This window comes from Pseudomonas caricapapayae, assembly GCF_001400735.1.
GTDB classification, from domain to species: domain Bacteria; phylum Pseudomonadota; class Gammaproteobacteria; order Pseudomonadales; family Pseudomonadaceae; genus Aquipseudomonas; species Aquipseudomonas caricapapayae.
In genome coordinates this window covers 22356-37101 of record NZ_LJPW01000114.1, presented here as the reverse complement: position 1 = coordinate 37101, position 14746 = coordinate 22356, and the positions used below count along the sequence as shown (strand labels likewise).

General features: G+C 58.9%; 12 protein-coding genes. 5 read left to right on the top strand and 7 right to left on the bottom strand.

The annotated features are described in order from the left end of the window. Nucleotides 1-102: 102 nt before the first annotated feature. From ALO80_RS29670 to ALO80_RS15935, 5 genes are all read right to left on the bottom strand, one after another. Nucleotides 103-543 carry a hypothetical protein gene (locus ALO80_RS29670; protein WP_162491450.1) on the bottom strand — a complete coding sequence of 147 codons (441 nt, stop codon included), beginning with the start codon at nucleotides 541-543 and terminating at the stop codon, nucleotides 103-105. Next, nucleotides 540-1466: a DUF6402 family protein gene (locus ALO80_RS15950; protein ID WP_055009689.1), complete on the bottom strand. Its 927-nt coding sequence runs from the start codon at nucleotides 1464-1466 to the stop codon at nucleotides 540-542. Before ALO80_RS15950 ends, ALO80_RS29670 begins: the two co-directional genes overlap by 4 nt. Nucleotides 1467-1471: 5 nt before the next feature. After that, nucleotides 1472-2059, bottom strand: coding sequence for a PAAR domain-containing protein (locus ALO80_RS15945; RefSeq protein ID WP_055009688.1), 588 nt, complete (start codon nucleotides 2057-2059; stop codon nucleotides 1472-1474). A gap of 330 nt (nucleotides 2060-2389) precedes the next feature. Next, nucleotides 2390-3103, bottom strand: coding sequence for a FadR/GntR family transcriptional regulator (locus ALO80_RS15940; RefSeq protein WP_002554489.1), 714 nt, complete (start codon nucleotides 3101-3103; stop codon nucleotides 2390-2392). Between the two features lie 94 nt (nucleotides 3104-3197). Then, the gene (locus ALO80_RS15935; protein ID WP_055009687.1) at nucleotides 3198-4940 is read right to left on the bottom strand and encodes an IlvD/Edd family dehydratase; all 1743 of its coding nucleotides are present in this window, start codon (nucleotides 4938-4940) and stop codon (nucleotides 3198-3200) included. A 220-nt stretch (nucleotides 4941-5160) separates the two neighbouring features. Between ALO80_RS15935 and ALO80_RS15930 the strand changes: the two genes are divergently transcribed. From ALO80_RS15930 to ALO80_RS15910, 5 genes are all read left to right on the top strand, one after another. Then, a complete protein-coding gene (locus ALO80_RS15930) occupies nucleotides 5161-6468 on the top strand; it encodes an MFS transporter (protein ID WP_055009686.1) in 1308 nt (435 codons plus the stop codon). A gap of 76 nt (nucleotides 6469-6544) precedes the next feature. After that, nucleotides 6545-7537 (top strand): AraD1 family protein, encoded by a 993-nt coding sequence (gene araD1 / locus ALO80_RS15925; protein WP_054986981.1) that lies wholly within the window; start codon nucleotides 6545-6547, stop codon nucleotides 7535-7537. A 167-nt stretch (nucleotides 7538-7704) separates the two neighbouring features. Further along, nucleotides 7705-7989: a DUF5629 family protein gene (locus ALO80_RS15920; RefSeq protein ID WP_054986982.1), complete on the top strand. Its 285-nt coding sequence runs from the start codon at nucleotides 7705-7707 to the stop codon at nucleotides 7987-7989. A gap of 79 nt (nucleotides 7990-8068) precedes the next feature. Then, complete coding sequence (locus tag ALO80_RS15915) at nucleotides 8069-9241, top strand: lactonase family protein (protein WP_055009685.1); 1173 nt, start codon at nucleotides 8069-8071, stop codon at nucleotides 9239-9241. A gap of 175 nt (nucleotides 9242-9416) precedes the next feature. Beyond that, nucleotides 9417-9599: a hypothetical protein gene (locus ALO80_RS15910; protein WP_055009684.1), complete on the top strand. Its 183-nt coding sequence runs from the start codon at nucleotides 9417-9419 to the stop codon at nucleotides 9597-9599. Between the two features lie 258 nt (nucleotides 9600-9857). Here ALO80_RS15910 and ALO80_RS15905 read toward each other — a convergent pair whose 3' ends face one another. Further along, entirely contained in the window at nucleotides 9858-13502 is a 3645-nt protein-coding gene (locus tag ALO80_RS15905; RefSeq protein ID WP_055009683.1) for an AAA family ATPase, read from the bottom strand. Beyond that, on the bottom strand, nucleotides 13499-14743 hold the full coding sequence (locus ALO80_RS15900; protein ID WP_055009682.1) for an exonuclease SbcCD subunit D C-terminal domain-containing protein: 1245 nt from the start codon (nucleotides 14741-14743) through the stop codon (nucleotides 13499-13501). Before ALO80_RS15900 ends, ALO80_RS15905 begins: the two co-directional genes overlap by 4 nt. Nucleotides 14744-14746 lie beyond the last annotated feature (3 nt).

The window sequence follows — 14746 nt, the reverse complement described above, 5'->3', positions numbered from 1 at the left end:
CGCGCTGCTTACTTGGCACATGACGCAGAGCGTCCAGAACGGCATTCCCACGCGGAGCGTTGGAACGATCAGTTAAAAATGTCCAGCATCGTGATGCCCTCGTTATTGAGGGTTCATGCGAGTAGGGCGATCACCCATGCAATCAGGGAGATTGGGGCCAATCAAGATCAAACCGGACATTACCACTCCCGATCCACTTCCCCACGACAGTTTATCGCCCGCTGATTCCAGATCGTAAATCTTCGTCTCTGAAATCAATACGCCAGTGCGGTGATCATAAAGTCGAAAAAAGGCTGGGTAACCCCACCAGGGAAACCACGTGGGTGGTCGATCTTCGTTGGGATCGGATTCTCGATGAAACATCATAGGTAAGACCCAAAATGGTTTGAATATATCTACCCGATAACATCCGCCCGGACTTATATGCGGGCCGCTCGATTTTTCAGCCAGTCCTTTTTCCCACCATTCAGAAGCTATCCAGAGACCGCCTGCGATGATGACGTATGACAAAAAAAATACTATTGTGCGAGATGATTTTTTCATAGCCATGTCCCTAGCTCAATGATTTGATCGGATTTCTTCCACAGGATGTCCGAATAAATTATGAAGTCGCCCCCTTTGATTTTTTCTACACGATAATTTCGAAAGTTTGCGTTTGTTATTGCAGCAAAGGGCCCATCTTTCAATCTGATTATTAAGTTTCCTTGAGGGTGCAATGTTATGAGTGTTTCCGATTTGGTGAGTACGCGATCTTCTGTCCATGTGCCCAAGTATTGTATGCCATTGAAGTCGTAATGATCTCGGATATAAAGACCTACCTGCTCAACTTGAAAGTAATGCTGGCGATGTTGGGTGCCAGAAATTTCCTTGCTAAAGGTTTTTCCTGTTACACCAATTTTCATCGTTGCAAAGCCTAATGCTCCGTACATATCATCCAGCGTGCTCCATGCACTACCGAATTTAGCGAAGTTTACTTGAGAACAAGCGTCCATTTGTCTGGCGGACATCGTGTTTGAACCCAGTTGGCAGTCAATGTGATCACGCCAGCCAGCTTCTTTTAGCAGTTCTTTCAGTCGATTGACGGCGTTAGCTGTATTCAATCTTGACTCAGCCACTTCAACAGCCTGCCTGCATCGCTCAAACTGCATTGCCCATTCCATCTTCACGATGCTTTCATCGCACTGCGCGGGAGACAGGCTCATTGGGTCAGGCTGCGTTTCTCGCTCCTTCCACTCCTCCGGCATCTCCCACGCTGGACTGTCAAACCATCGCTGCATCAGCGCCGCTGCGGTGTTCCAACCCATGTTGCGCATGGCTCCGGGGATGCGGGAGAGGGCCAGGCTTTGGATAATGACTTCTTTGGCCGGGGTGTCTGTCGGGGCGTAGGTATGTGATGCTCCTTGCGGCAAGGCGTAGAAGGTGTCGGGGCCCAAGGCGTTGGTGCGTTGGAAATCGTTCAGGGACATCGGGGTTACTCCATGACCGGCCAAGGGGCGGTGGTTGCGAGTTGTAGAGCGGTGACCGCGGGGCTTGTATGGCTGCGGCTGTAGCCTTGCAGGTCAAGCGCGCCGAAGGCAGTGCAGCGTTGGTCTTGCATCACCACATAGCCCAGATGGCCAAGGCTGGAACGCTGTTGGTTGAACAGACGAAAACGTTCGTCGCATGCCATTGAGTTCTGCGGGCTCAGCAACGAATCAATGGCCTGTACGCAGCCGTGCACCCCACCTTCGTCGCTGGCCACCTCCTGATGAAGGCCGGCCGAACTGTCGGGCGCAGCCCCCACAGCACTGGACCGCCTTTCGATCCAAAAGAAGTTTTGTTGCCTGGATATCAACCGAGCCCCACAACTGGTCAGATCGCGTTCCAGTGCGATGATGTTTCCTTCGAGATGGAAGTTGTTTTCTTCGCCGATGATTTTGCTGGCACCATGCAGCGGACAGATGACTTCACCGCCTCTGTGCGCTACGGGGAAACCATTGATAAGCTTTGTTTGATCGCCATTGATAACAGACCCTCCGTGGTCTGTGGTATCGCCCTGAACGATGGCCAGAAGTTTCATGCAATGCTCCCTGCACACTGTTATCAGTTGCACGAATTCCTCACGTCCGACAGGTTTAATCGACGTGTATGAACAGGCGCGGTGTGTTAATTAATGTGCAGGGAGAGATATCATTACTTTATATGTTCGCAAATAGCAGATCGCTATCTGGAGTGATTAGGGACTGAGCTTACGCCGGGCTAATAAATATCTTACGAATGGGCTGGATATTTCCCACGGAAATATCAAGTAAGCGTCGGGTTTCAGCAATTGTCAGGGTTCGCGATGCCTGATTGATAAACACAGCGAGTAGACAGGCCTGAAGGTTATCGATTCAGTCGAACCTGTCGATCAACCGCCCCCCAGCACCACACTCAGCGCATTGCGCGCATCGTCCAGTTGCACCAGCGAAGCATGGCGTGCGCCCAGTGCGTCGCGGTTCTGGATGGCGGTGAGGATGGCTTTGTGGCGGGGCATGGCCAGTTCGTGCAGATTGGGGCGTTTGTTGGAGTATTTGAGCGCTTCGCGCAACGCCAGTGAGAGCATGTTGCACAAGTGTGCCAGCAGGTCGTTGTGGGTGGCGTCGGCGATGCGGCTGTGGAAGTCGAGATCGGGTTGCAGCAGGTCTTCCGGCGTCGGTGCGGCTTCCATGCGCAGGTAGGCTTCGTGGATCGACTCGATTTCTGCGTCCGTGGCATGTTGCGCGGCCAAGGCTGCGACCGCAGGCTCTATGACTGCGCGCACGCTGGTCAGCAGGTTGAAGAATTCATTCTGTGGCGAGCTTTGCATGACCCAATGCAGCACATCCGGGTCCAGCAGGTGCCATTCGCGTCGGGCCTTGACCACTGTGCCGACGCGTGGACGCGAGTAAACCAGCCCCTTGGCGACCAGAACCCGTGTGGCTTCACGCAGCACTGGACGGCTGACGGCATACTCTTCGCAGAGCAGCGCTTCGGCAGGCAGTTTTTCGTCAGGCTTGAAACGCCCGGATACGATCTGCATGCCCAGTTCCTGGACAATGCGCGCGTGCATGCTTTTACGGTCGGAAGGCTTTCGGTAATCCATGAGAACGCAATTCGGTCCTGGCGGTGATTGCTGGGCATCATACCATCGCGAAACGGTTGCGGCGGCCACCTGCGTCAGGCGACCGCCGTTTCGTTCAATGCGAGTGGCGTGGCACTTCGGAACCCCTGCAGCCGACCAGGAAATCGAAATCGCAGCCCTGATCGGCCTGCATCACCCGGTCCACGTACAGTTGACGATAGCCGCCCAGCAACAATTGTGGCGGGGCCTGCCAATCGGCGAGGCGCGCAGCCAGTTCGGCTTCCGGGATGTCCAGATGCAAGCGGCCGCCGGCACAGTCGAGTTCGATCCAGTCGCCTTCCTGAACCACGGCCAGCGGGCCACCCGCTGCGGCTTCCGGTGCCACATGCAGAACCACCGTGCCGTAAGCCGTGCCGCTCATGCGCGCATCAGAAATACGCACCATGTCAGTGACGCCCTGAGCGAGCAGTTTGGCCGGCAGACCCATGTTGCCAACCTCGGCCATACCCGGATAACCCTTGGGTCCGCAGTTCTTGAGGACCATTACCGATGTGGCGTCGATGTCCAGATCCGGATCGTTGATCCGCGCTTTGTACATCTCGAAATTCTCGAACACCACCGCACGGCCACGGTGCTGCATCAATGCCGGTGTGGCAGCCGAAGGCTTGAGGACAGCGCCAAGTGGCGCGAGGTTGCCGCGCAGGACACAGATGCCGCCGTCGGCGCGAATCGGGTTGTCCAGCGCACGAATCACCTGATCCTCGCCATAGATCGGTGAATTGCAGGTATTTTCGCCGATGCTTTTGCCGTTCACGGTCAGTGCGTCGGGGTTGGGCAGCAGGTTGGCTTCGTTCATGCGCCGCAGGACGGCAGGCAGACCACCGGCGTAGTAGAACTCTTCCATCAGGAAGCGTCCGGAAGGTTGCAGGTCAACGATGGTCGGCATGCCACGGCCCATCCGTGACCAGTCATCCAGATCCAGATCGACGCCGATGCGTCCGGCAATGGCTTTCAAGTGGATAACGGCGTTGGTCGAGCCGCCGATGGCCGCGTTGACCCGGATCGCATTTTCGAACGCCGCCTTGGTAAGAATCTTCGACAGGCGCAGGTCTTCGCGGACCATGTCCACCGCACGCATGCCGGACATGTGCGCCAGCACGTAACGGCGCGAATCCACAGCAGGAATGGCGGCGTTATGCGGCAATGAAGTACCCAGCGCTTCGGCCATGCAGGCCATGGTCGAGGCCGTGCCCATGGTGTTGCAGGTGCCTGCCGAGCGCGACATGCCGGCTTCGGCGGACAGAAACTCATCCAGGCTGATGGTCCCGGCCTTGTACGACTCATGCATCTGCCAGACGATGGTTCCGGCACCAATGTCCTTGCCCTGATGCTTGCCGTTGAGCATCGGTCCACCGGTCACGACGATGGCAGGGATGTCACAACTGGCAGCACCCATCAACAGGGCAGGCGTGGTTTTGTCGCAACCGGTCAGCAGAACGACGCCATCGATAGGGTTGCCGCGAATCGCTTCTTCGACGTCCATGCTCGCCAGGTTACGGGTAAACATGGCCGTCGGGCGCAGGTTGGATTCGCCATTGGAAAACACCGGGAACTCCACCGGCCAGCCACCGGCTTCGATCACGCCACGCTTGACGTGCTCGGCGATCTGCCGGAAATGCGCATTGCAGGGGGTCAGCTCCGACCAGGTGTTGCAAATACCGATTATCGGCTTGCCCTGAAACTGATGGTCGGCAATGCCCTGGTTCTTCATCCAGCTACGGTACATGAAGCCATTCTTGTCGGCGGTGCCAAACCACTGGGCAGAACGGAGGGTCGGTTTTTTATCGGAGTCAGACATGATCGGCTCTCTTTCTCTTATTGTAAGACTTAATGGCGATGCTGCTGGCTAAGGTAAGCCTAAAAAACGCGTATTGGAAGAGTTGTCAGTTCAAATAGTATTACTATATAGTCGATTGCAGACGAGGGATCATCCTGGCGCATGTGCAGCTTCATTCAGCCTCCAGGCACAGAGGCGATCCCCGCAGGTTCCATAACAAAAACAATGGGAGACCGCCTACATGAGCCAGGAACTGCGGCTTATACGCCGCATCACGTTCAAACTGATTCCTTTCCTTATCCTGCTGTACTTGATCGCCTATGTGGACCGCTCTGCCGTGGGCTTCGCCAAGCTGCACATGGGCGCAGACATTGGTATCGGCGATGCTGCCTACGGGCTGGGTGCCGGGCTGTTCTTCATCGGCTACTTCCTGCTTGAAATCCCCAGCAATCTGATGCTCGAGCGTTTCGGCGCGCGCCGCTGGTTCGCGCGAATCATGATCACCTGGGGCGCAATCACCATTGGCATGGCCTTCGTGCAGGGGCCTCACAGTTTCTATGTGATGCGCTTTTTGTTGGGGGCGGCCGAAGCGGGCTTCTTTCCCGGAGTGCTGTACTACATCACCCAGTGGTTTCCGGTGCGCCATCGCGGCAAGATCCTCGGCCTTTTCATTCTGTCGCAACCCATTGCCATGATGATCACCGGTCCCGTATCCGGTGGTTTGCTGGGGATGGACGGCATATTCGGTCTGCATGGCTGGCAGTGGCTGTTCATCGTGATCGGTACTCCGGCGATTCTGCTCACCTGGCCAGTGCTGCGCTGGCTGCCGGATGGTCCGCAGCAGGTCAAGTGGATGGATCAGACCGAGAAAGACTGGCTGACCGGCGAACTGAAAAAGGACCTGGAAGAATACGGTCAGACTCGCCACGGCAATCCGTTGCACGCCTTGAAGGACAAGCGTGTGCTGCTGCTGGCGCTTTTCTATCTGCCGGTGACGTTGAGCATCTACGGTCTGGGCCTGTGGTTGCCAACGCTGATCAAACAGTTTGGTGGCAGTGACCTGACGACAGGCTTCGTATCTTCGGTGCCCTACATCTTCGGCATCATTGGCCTGCTGATCGTGCCGCGCAGTTCCGACCGGCTCAATGACCGTTACGGGCACCTGGCGGTGCTGTATGTGCTGGGGGCCATCGGCCTGTTCTGCAGTGCCTGGCTGACCATGCCGGTGGCGCAACTGGCTGCGCTGTGTGTCGTGGCCTTTGCGCTGTTCTCTTGCACGGCGGTGTTCTGGACCTTGCCGGGGCGGTTCTTCGCCGGTGCCAGTGCTGCAGCCGGTATCGCGCTGATCAATTCGGTCGGCAATCTGGGCGGCTACATCGGCCCGTTCGTGATCGGTGCGCTGAAGGAAATCACCGGCAGTCTGGCGTCGGGCCTGTACTTCCTGTCAGGCGTGATGGTGTTCGGGCTGCTGCTGACCGGGATCGTTTATCACGTGCTGGAGCGCAAGCATGTGCTGCCGGCAGACGAGTTCGCGGCGAGTGCCAGGTGAACAGCCGCACGCTATAAGCGAAGCGGCAAGAAGCGGTCGACCTGGGCGTTTTCAATGATTGTGTAAGGAGCATTTCATGCGGTTAGTGCAATTTGAATTGAGTGATGGTCAGCGCCGGGTCGGGCTGGTCGACGGTGATCAGGTACGTGAGGTACTGGGTGTCGAGAGTGTTCGCGAGCTGGCTCTGGCGGCTATCGAGGCAGGTTCTGTGCTGGCGCGTCAGGTCGAACAGCGTGGCGTGGGCGAGACCCACGATTACCCGCAACTGCTGAGAGAACTGCGGATTCTGCCGCCGCTCGACCATCCTGACCCGGCGCATTTGCTGGTCAGCGGTACTGGGCTGACGCATCTGGGCAGCGCGTCGGCGCGCGACAAGATGCACCAGCAGTCCGGCGACGAAGCCACGATGACCGACACCATGCGCATCTTCAAATGGGGCGTGGAAGGCGGCAAGCCAGCGGCGGGGCAGGCGGGTGTTCAGCCGGAATGGTTCTACAAAGGTGACGGCAGCATTGTCGTGCGGCCGGGGCATTCGTTTTCATTGCCACCCTTTGCCGAGGACGGCGGGGAAGAGCCGGAGCTGAGTGGCCTGTACGTGATCGGTCATGACCGCAAGCCTTACCGGCTGGGCTTCGCCATCGGCAACGAGTATTCCGACCACGTCATGGAGCGTCGCAATTATCTGTATCTGGCGCATTCGAAACTGCGCGCCTGTTCATTCGGGCCGGAGCTGCGCGTTGGCGAGCTGCCCCAGAGCCTGACGGGCACCAGCCGGATCTGGCGCGACGGACAAGTGCTGTGGGAGAAAGAGTTCCTAAGCGGCGAGGCCAATATGTGCCACAGCCTGGAAAACCTTGAATATCACCATTTCAAATACGCCCAGTTCCTCAGGCCCGGTGATGTGCATGTGCACTTTTTCGGCACCGCGACCCTGTCGTTTGCCGACGGCGTGCGCACTCAGCCGGGGGATCGCTTCGAGGTCAGCCAGGCCGAGTTCGGCCAGCCGCTGGTCAACGGTCTGGCACCGAGTGAGCCAGTATTTCAGCCGGGCGGCATCGGCAAGCTCTGAGAGCCGGCGCGCAGTACCTGTTTGATTGCTCATCGTGCCGGCGCTCTGCGTTGGCATGCCTTTCTGGGCGCTCTGCGTCCGCTCCTGGTTGTCTGACAGCGCAGATCAGTGTATCTGCGCCTGCCTTTTGCCCTATCATTCGCGCTTTTGCTGGCCGGATAAATCTCATGACCACCACGCCCATCACACTGCTCGCCGCCCTCGAAGCCACCACCATGCTGGAAATCGACGGTCTGCACGCCTGGGACTTTTCTCTGGGCGATGAACTGAACATCGAATGCATGGACGGCCGCGAGCGCAAGGTATGGCGCTTCACCAGAACGCAAGTCGACGCTGCAACCTTCGATGAATCGCTGCAAAGCTGGGTGATCAATGACGGTAACGCCGATCACCGGATCATCTGCCTGGACGCTTTCACCCCTTCTGATGAAGATGATTCCGGGGACGAGTGAGTAAATGCGGGCTGGCGCTGTCATAGACCCGACAGTGCCGTAACAGGCATCAATAATTTCGACAAAAAGGGATGCCCCCATGCCCCATAAACTTCTGCCATGGCTGGCGATTGCCAGTGCCATGAGCGCCTTTACCGTGCAGGCCCAGACCATGCCCGACACTGAATTGCTGATGGGTTCCTACACACAAGGAAAGAGTGAAGGGATCTACCGTTTTGCCTTCAACAGCGAAACCGGGATGATCGATGCCAAGCCACTGCAAGTGGTCAAAGCCGAAAACCCGTCGTGGCTGACTGTCTCCAGAGACCAGCGCTACCTGTTCGCGGTCAATGAAAACGGTCCCGGACAAAAAGACGTGGTGGGTAAGGTCAGCAGCTTTGCAATCGACCCGAAAACCCGTCAGATCACGCCGATCAATCAGGTTCAAAGCCGCGGTGAAGAACCGACGCACTCCAGCCTGAGCTACGACGGTCGCTACCTGTTCGTGGCCAATTACGCCGTAAACCCGGACCCGGGCGGCGCGCTGACCGTGGTGCCGGTGGGCAAGGACGGTCAGTTGAGCGAGGCTGTTCAGGTGCTGCCGCTGGGTCCTGGAAGCAAGGTCAACAGCGAGCGGCAGATGTCGTCACATGTGCATCTGGCCGTGCCGACCCCGGATGACAAGTACGTGGTGACGGCCGATCTGGGCGCTGACAAGCTGTTTGTTTATCAGTACGACGCCAGCCAGGCCAAGCCATTGCGGCCAGCCAAGGAACCGACCGTGCAGTTGCCTGGCGGTAGCGGGCCACGTCATACGCTGTTCAGTGGTGATGGCAAGCATGCCTGGCTGGTGCTGGAAATGACCGCGCAGGTCGCAGTGTTTGACTACCACGACGGCGTCTTCAAGCAGACCCAACTGGTTGATATGAAGAACAAGGGTGTGGAGGAGAAAAACGGTGGAGGCGCCTTGCACACCTCACCCGATGGCAAGTTTTTGTACGTGACCAATCGCGGTGACGCGAATCAGGTCGTGGTATTCCGCATCGATCAGGCCAGCGGCAAGCTTGAAGAAATTCAGCGTCGCTCCCTGGAAGGCAAGGAACCACGCGAGTTCGCTTTCGATCCGACCGGCAAGTTCATGCTGTTCGCCAATCAGAAGAGCAACCAGATCGTGACCGTACGCCGTGATCCGCAGAGCGGCAAGATCGGTGAAACGGTACAGAAATTCGATGCAGATGCACCTTCCTACCTGCGTTTTCTGACGGACAAGTAATCCGCTTCGGCTCCAGCCCGCACGATACAAGGGCTGGGGCCGTTATCATTCTTGATGATATGGGTTAGTGCTACAAAAGATTTCTGCTGAATCACCCTCGGGCGTAAGTTTGAGTCACGGCCAAGACGGTCAAGGCATCAAACCAGCGTACAGACAGACTAGAGGGGTGACCGACATGAATTTCAATCTTTTCTCCATCATCGCTGCATCCGCTATCTCGGCGAGCGTCGCGCTTCCGGCCAGTGCCAGTGTCGACGTCAGTGACAAGAAAACTCACGCCACTCAGACCTACACCGCTAAATACCTGCAACAGAGCGCTAATTTCTACGCAGCGCTGGATCACAAGTCCGCTCGATGATTCATTAGCCGTCACGCTTTCGCGAGCATGTTCGCCCACACAGGTCCCTGCGACTTACTGCCCACTGCGCGGCAGACCATGCACGGAATGTCAGGCGAGCCTGTTCGCGAAAGCGCTGATGGCGGTGGCGCATTCAAGACAGGACGCAGAGCGTCCAGAACTATCGTGCGACGCGGAGCGCCGCACGATAGTCGAGATTGTCGGTCCTCACGCTCCAGCGGGGGAATGCCGTTTGTGACACTCAGCGTCACAGGTCTCTCAGCTACCCACCTCGATTGTGCTCAACCCATTGCCCTGACGACGCACCTTGATCTGCACCGGGATCCGCTCATGCATTTCCTGTACGTGTGAGATCACGCCGACCTTGCGGCCCTGCGCCTGCAAGCCGTCCAGTGCGTCCATTGCCAGTTGCAGTGACTCGGGGTCGAGGCTGCCGAAACCTTCGTCGATGAACAGTGACTCGATGCGCAAGGTGCTGGAAGCCATCGAGGCGAGGCCCAGCGCCAGTGCCAGCGAGACAAGGAAGGTTTCCCCGCCGGACAGCGAGTGAACCGAACGCAGTTCGTCGCCCATTTCGGTGTCCATGACCAGCAGGCCGAGCACGCTGCCGCCGCGTTTCAGGCGGTAGCGGCGCACCAGTTGGCGGAGTTGGGCGTTGGCGTGATGAACCAGCAGGTCGAGGTTGTAGGCCTGGGCGATCTTGCGGAACCTGTCACCTTCAGCCGAGCCGATCAGCGACGCCAGACGCGCCCAGCGCAGGTATTCGCCGTTGGCTTCGGCGATGCGCGCCTGCAACTCGCTGTTGGCGTTGCGGCGGCGCTGATCCTCGCTGAGCTCTGCGCGTAGATCGGCGCAATGCTGTTCGCCGAGTGCCGACTGTTCATTAGCCTGTTGCAGCGCGGCTGTCATTTGCGCACTGTCGCCTTCATCAGCGTGTTGAGCCTGGTGCTGTTGCAGGCGCTGATCGCGTTCGTGCAGCAACACTTTTGCCTGCTCCAGCGCTTTGTCGGTGCTAGTGAGTTGCAGGCGCAGTTGCTCGACATGCGCGTCATCGTAAGTCAGCAACCTGTCGAGCGCCGCATCGTCCAGTTCTGGATGCTGGCCGCGCCATTCGCTGATCTGTACATCAAGTTCAGCCAGTTCCTGCTGCAAGGACTGTTGTTGCTGCTGCCCTGACTTGAGTTCGGCAACCCGTTGTACCAACTGGTCATGGATATCCTGAAGAGCCTGTGCCGCCGAGCTTTCAGCCTGTCTGGCCTGCTCTGTGGTCTGCTCCAGGGTCTGCTGCCATTGCTCCGCCGTAGCGTGCTCGCCGAGCAGTCCGGCAAGTGTCTGCTGGCTGGCTTGCTGCTGTTCGTCGAGCCGGGTGACTTCTTGCGCCAGTTCGGTCTGGCGGTGCAGGCGAGTCTGCTGCTCCGCCTGCTGCTTCTCGATCTTCTGCTGGCGCTCGGTTTGTTCCTGCTGCTCTTCGTGTTGCTGCTCCAGTTGATCGAGACGCTGGGTCACCTGCTGCTCAAGCTGCATCACCGTCGCCGATGCGTCACTGCGCAGCCCTTCAAGCACCTGGGGTGATACCAGTGGCGTGAATGCCGTCAGTTCTTCTTCCAGCCGCTGCTCGTCGGCCTTCAGTTGCTTTAGCTGCTCGGTAACATGGCCCGCAGCGGTCTGGCTGGCTTCACTCGCTGCCTGAAGTTGCTGTTGCAGGCGGGCAGCGTCTTTCTGCAAGGTCAGCAAGGCTTCCTGGCGTTGCTCGTCACGGGTAATGACCTGGTTCAGTTGACTCAACTGCTGGCTCAGCCAGCCGTCACGCTTGCCGGTGTCGCGGTCGAGCAATTGAGCGGCAAGGGGGTGAGATGCGAGGTCCGGGGCCAGGGCTTGATGACGCTGGGTAAGCTGCTCGTGCTGGCGAAGCAGCTCTTTCTGGCGGGCGATCACGCCGCCAACCTGTTCGCGCAATTGATTGCGCTGTTCGGTCAGATGGTCCACCGCTTTCTGCGCGCTGGCCTGCTCGTTGTCGTCGTGCTGTGTGAGGCTTTGCAATAACGCTTCCGGCTGATGCCAGGGATGTTCGAGGCTGCCGCAGACCGGGCAGGGCTGGTCGTCCTGCAACTGGACACTCAATTCCTCGACGCTGGCGCTGCGGGCCAGACGCTGACGCTCCAGCAGTTGTCGGGTGACGGTCAGGGTCTGCTCGGCAACGGTCAGTTCGTCACGAACGCGAATGCCTTCGCTATTGAGTTGTTCGCGTTGCTGCTGAGCGCCTTGTTGCTGCTGCGCCAGATCGGCAAGCTGCCGGTCGACCTCCTGCTGGCTGGCCCACAGACGGGCCAGCTCTTCGAAGGCGCGTTGTTGCTTGCGGTTGTCCTGCAACAGACTGCCGAGAATCTGCACCTGCTCGGTCACGGCCTCCACTTCGCAGTCGGCTTCGCGGTACAGCAGTTCCAGAGCGTTACGCTGTTCGGTCAATTGTTGCTCGGCAGCACTGGCACGTTGCTGGAGCGCGGGCAGTTCACTCTGCCCGTGCTTGAGGCGATTGGCGATCAGGGTCAGGGATTTCAGCCGGTCACGCCATGCGCTCCAGGTCTGGGCCAGCGGTGCCAGGTCGTCACTGCGCTGCAATTGTTCGGCAATGCGCTCAAGGCGTATGGTCACCTGTTGCTGCTGGTCGAGCAGGGTTTGCAGGCTGGCGTGGCCCTGAGCGCAGAGCTGCCCGCTTTGCTGGTGCAGGTCGGACGCTTTGGCCAGCTCCCGGGCCAGGTGGTTTAGGGTGTTCTGTACGTCAAAAGCCTGCTGCAACAGCGGTTTTGCGCCGCTGTGGGCTTGCTGGGCGTCGAGCAGGCTGGTCTGCGCCTGAGTACGGCGGGTTTCCAGTTGTTGCTGCTGATCTTGTAACGAAGTCTGCTGTTGCCGATGCTGGCGAATCTGTTCTGCCAGCGGGTTGAGCTGGGCGTTCAGCGTGTCCCTGCGTGCGAACCGATGGCGTTGTGGCCCCAGGCGTTCCAGCTGACCGAGGGTCTGACGTGCCTCGCTCTGATCGTCCCACCTCTGTTGGGCTGCGCTGAGCGCTTCTTGAGCAGCGAGCTGTTCGTCACGCAAGCGATGCAGTTCGATCAGCCACTGCTGTTTGATTTCCAGTCGCCGTTGCTGCGCCTGACGGGCCTTGAGCTGCTGCTGCGCATCACTTAGGCGCTGCTCGAGTTCGGCCAGCAGCTCCGGGGCCAGCGGGATGATGTTGCTGGCCTGCGCGGTCAGGGTTTTCAGGGCGTCTTCAGCTTCTTTGCTCTTGCTGTAGGCGCGCCGTCCGAGCTGGCTGTAGATGGCAGTGTTGGTCAGTTTTTCCAGCAGTTCGCTGCGTTCCTTGTCGTCGGCCTTGAGGAAGGCGCTGAACTCGCTCTGGGCGAGCATCACGGCACGGGTGAACTGCTCGAAGTTAAGACCCAGGCGGCTTTCGACCAGTTGCTCGAATTCACGCTTGCTCTGATTGCTGAGCACCTGCTCGCTGTCCAGATCGGTCAGGGTCTGGCGGCTGGCCTGCAGTTTTTTGGTCGCGTTGTCGCGCGCGCGGTTGGTTTCCCAACGGGCGCGATAACGCCGCTGATCGATGCCGATGAAGTCTACCTCGGCGTAACCGCTGCCGGTGCCACGGCGCAACAGCGTGCGCGGGTCGCTGGTGGTGATGTCGCCGTCGATGTCCGGGACCTTGGACTGACCGATATTGCTCAACCGCGGAATCGCTCCGAACAGCGCCAGGCACAAGGCATCGAGCAGGGTGCTTTTGCCTGCGCCGGTCGGGCCGGTGATTGCGAACAGTCCGGCGCTGGCCAGCGGCTCGGCAGTGAAATCAATTTCAAACGGTCCGGCCAGCGAGGCGAGGTTTTTCAGGCGAATGGCAAGAATTTTCATGGTTGTTCGCTCTCCTGCTGGACTTCACGCAGCAGCGTGGCGAAATCGGTCAGCGTCTGTTCGTCGACCTCGCTGCCGAAGTTGTCCTGCCAGGCACGGCTGAACAATTCCTGAGGCGTAAGCTGGTCCAGTTCGATCAGCCCGGCCTCACCCTCGTTGCCGTCGGCACTGCCTTTGCCGGCATATTCGGCACCGATGCGCACCAGCCGCACGGCTTTGCCTTGCAACGCAGCCTCGATCTGGTTGCGCAGATCCGGTTGTGGCTCATCCAGGCGCACACGGACTTCCAGCCAGGGCTGACGATCCGGGTCGGCGAGCAAGTCGATGTCCGGCAATGCCTTGAGCTGCACCAGCAAGTCGGCCAACGGTGCAGGCCCCAGGCGTTGCAGGTTCACAGCGCGGGGGATCAGGCAAGGCTCGACGCTGGTCAGCGTTTCGCCGTCGCAGTTGATCTCGAGAATCTGGTGCTGGTAGCCGATTTCCGAAAATGACAGTGGAATCGGCGAACCGCTGTAGCGAATGCGCTCCTCACCGTTGACCCGCTGCGGTTTGTGCAGGTGGCCAAGCGCGACATAGGTGATGCTCGGCCCGAACAGGCTGGCAGGCAACGCTTCGGCATTGCCGATGATCAGGCTGCGCTCGGAGTCTTCCGAGACCGATCCGCCTGCCATGTGGGCGTGGCTGATGGCGATCAAAGCCTGACCTGGCTGGCGTTTGCGGTTGGCTGCCTCGATCAGCAGCTCATGCACTCGACCGATTCCGCGCAGGTAGTCATCCCCAAGCGTCGGGCCGGTGACTTCGGCGGGGCGCAGGAAGGGTAGCGCCAGGCACCAGGCTTTGATATGCCCTTCGGCGTCTGGCAACGGCAGCAGCAGACGTTCGGCATCCAGCACGCCATCGTCCAGCCACATCACTCTGCCCAGGGCGTGGGTACGCAAACGGCGCATCAGCGGCGCGGGCAGCTCGATACGCGAGCCGGAGTCATGATTGCCCGCGATCATCACGATGGTCAGCAGCGGCTGCCGCTCGTGGGCGTTGACGATGAAGTCGTACAGGCGTTCCTGCGCTTTGACCGGCGGGTTGACCGTGTCGAATATGTCGCCCGCAATCAACAGGACATCAGGTTTTCGTTCGGCCAGACGGGCCAGCAGCCAGGTCAGAAAGCAGGCGTGTTCGAAATCCCTTTCCTGACCATGCAGGTTCTGACCCAGATGCCAGTCAGAGGTGTGAAACAGACGCATTGG

Coding starts and splice junctions, on each gene's coding strand:
- ALO80_RS15930 (WP_055009686.1), top strand. CDS start 5,161: ATGAGCCAGGAACTGCGGCTTATACGCCGCATCACGTTCAAACTGATT.
- ALO80_RS15940 (WP_002554489.1), bottom strand. CDS start 3,103: ATGGATTACCGAAAGCCTTCCGACCGTAAAAGCATGCACGCGCGCATT.
- ALO80_RS15920 (WP_054986982.1), top strand. CDS start 7,705: ATGACCACCACGCCCATCACACTGCTCGCCGCCCTCGAAGCCACCACC.
- ALO80_RS15900 (WP_055009682.1), bottom strand. CDS start 14,743: ATGCGTCTGTTTCACACCTCTGACTGGCATCTGGGTCAGAACCTGCAT.
- ALO80_RS15950 (WP_055009689.1), bottom strand. CDS start 1,466: ATGTCCCTGAACGATTTCCAACGCACCAACGCCTTGGGCCCCGACACC.
- ALO80_RS29670 (WP_162491450.1), bottom strand. CDS start 543: ATGAAAAAATCATCTCGCACAATAGTATTTTTTTTGTCATACGTCATC.
- araD1 (WP_054986981.1), top strand. CDS start 6,545: ATGCGGTTAGTGCAATTTGAATTGAGTGATGGTCAGCGCCGGGTCGGG.
- ALO80_RS15910 (WP_055009684.1), top strand. CDS start 9,417: ATGAATTTCAATCTTTTCTCCATCATCGCTGCATCCGCTATCTCGGCG.
- ALO80_RS15945 (WP_055009688.1), bottom strand. CDS start 2,059: ATGAAACTTCTGGCCATCGTTCAGGGCGATACCACAGACCACGGAGGG.
- ALO80_RS15935 (WP_055009687.1), bottom strand. CDS start 4,940: ATGTCTGACTCCGATAAAAAACCGACCCTCCGTTCTGCCCAGTGGTTT.
- ALO80_RS15915 (WP_055009685.1), top strand. CDS start 8,069: ATGCCCCATAAACTTCTGCCATGGCTGGCGATTGCCAGTGCCATGAGC.
- ALO80_RS15905 (WP_055009683.1), bottom strand. CDS start 13,502: ATGAAAATTCTTGCCATTCGCCTGAAAAACCTCGCCTCGCTGGCCGGA.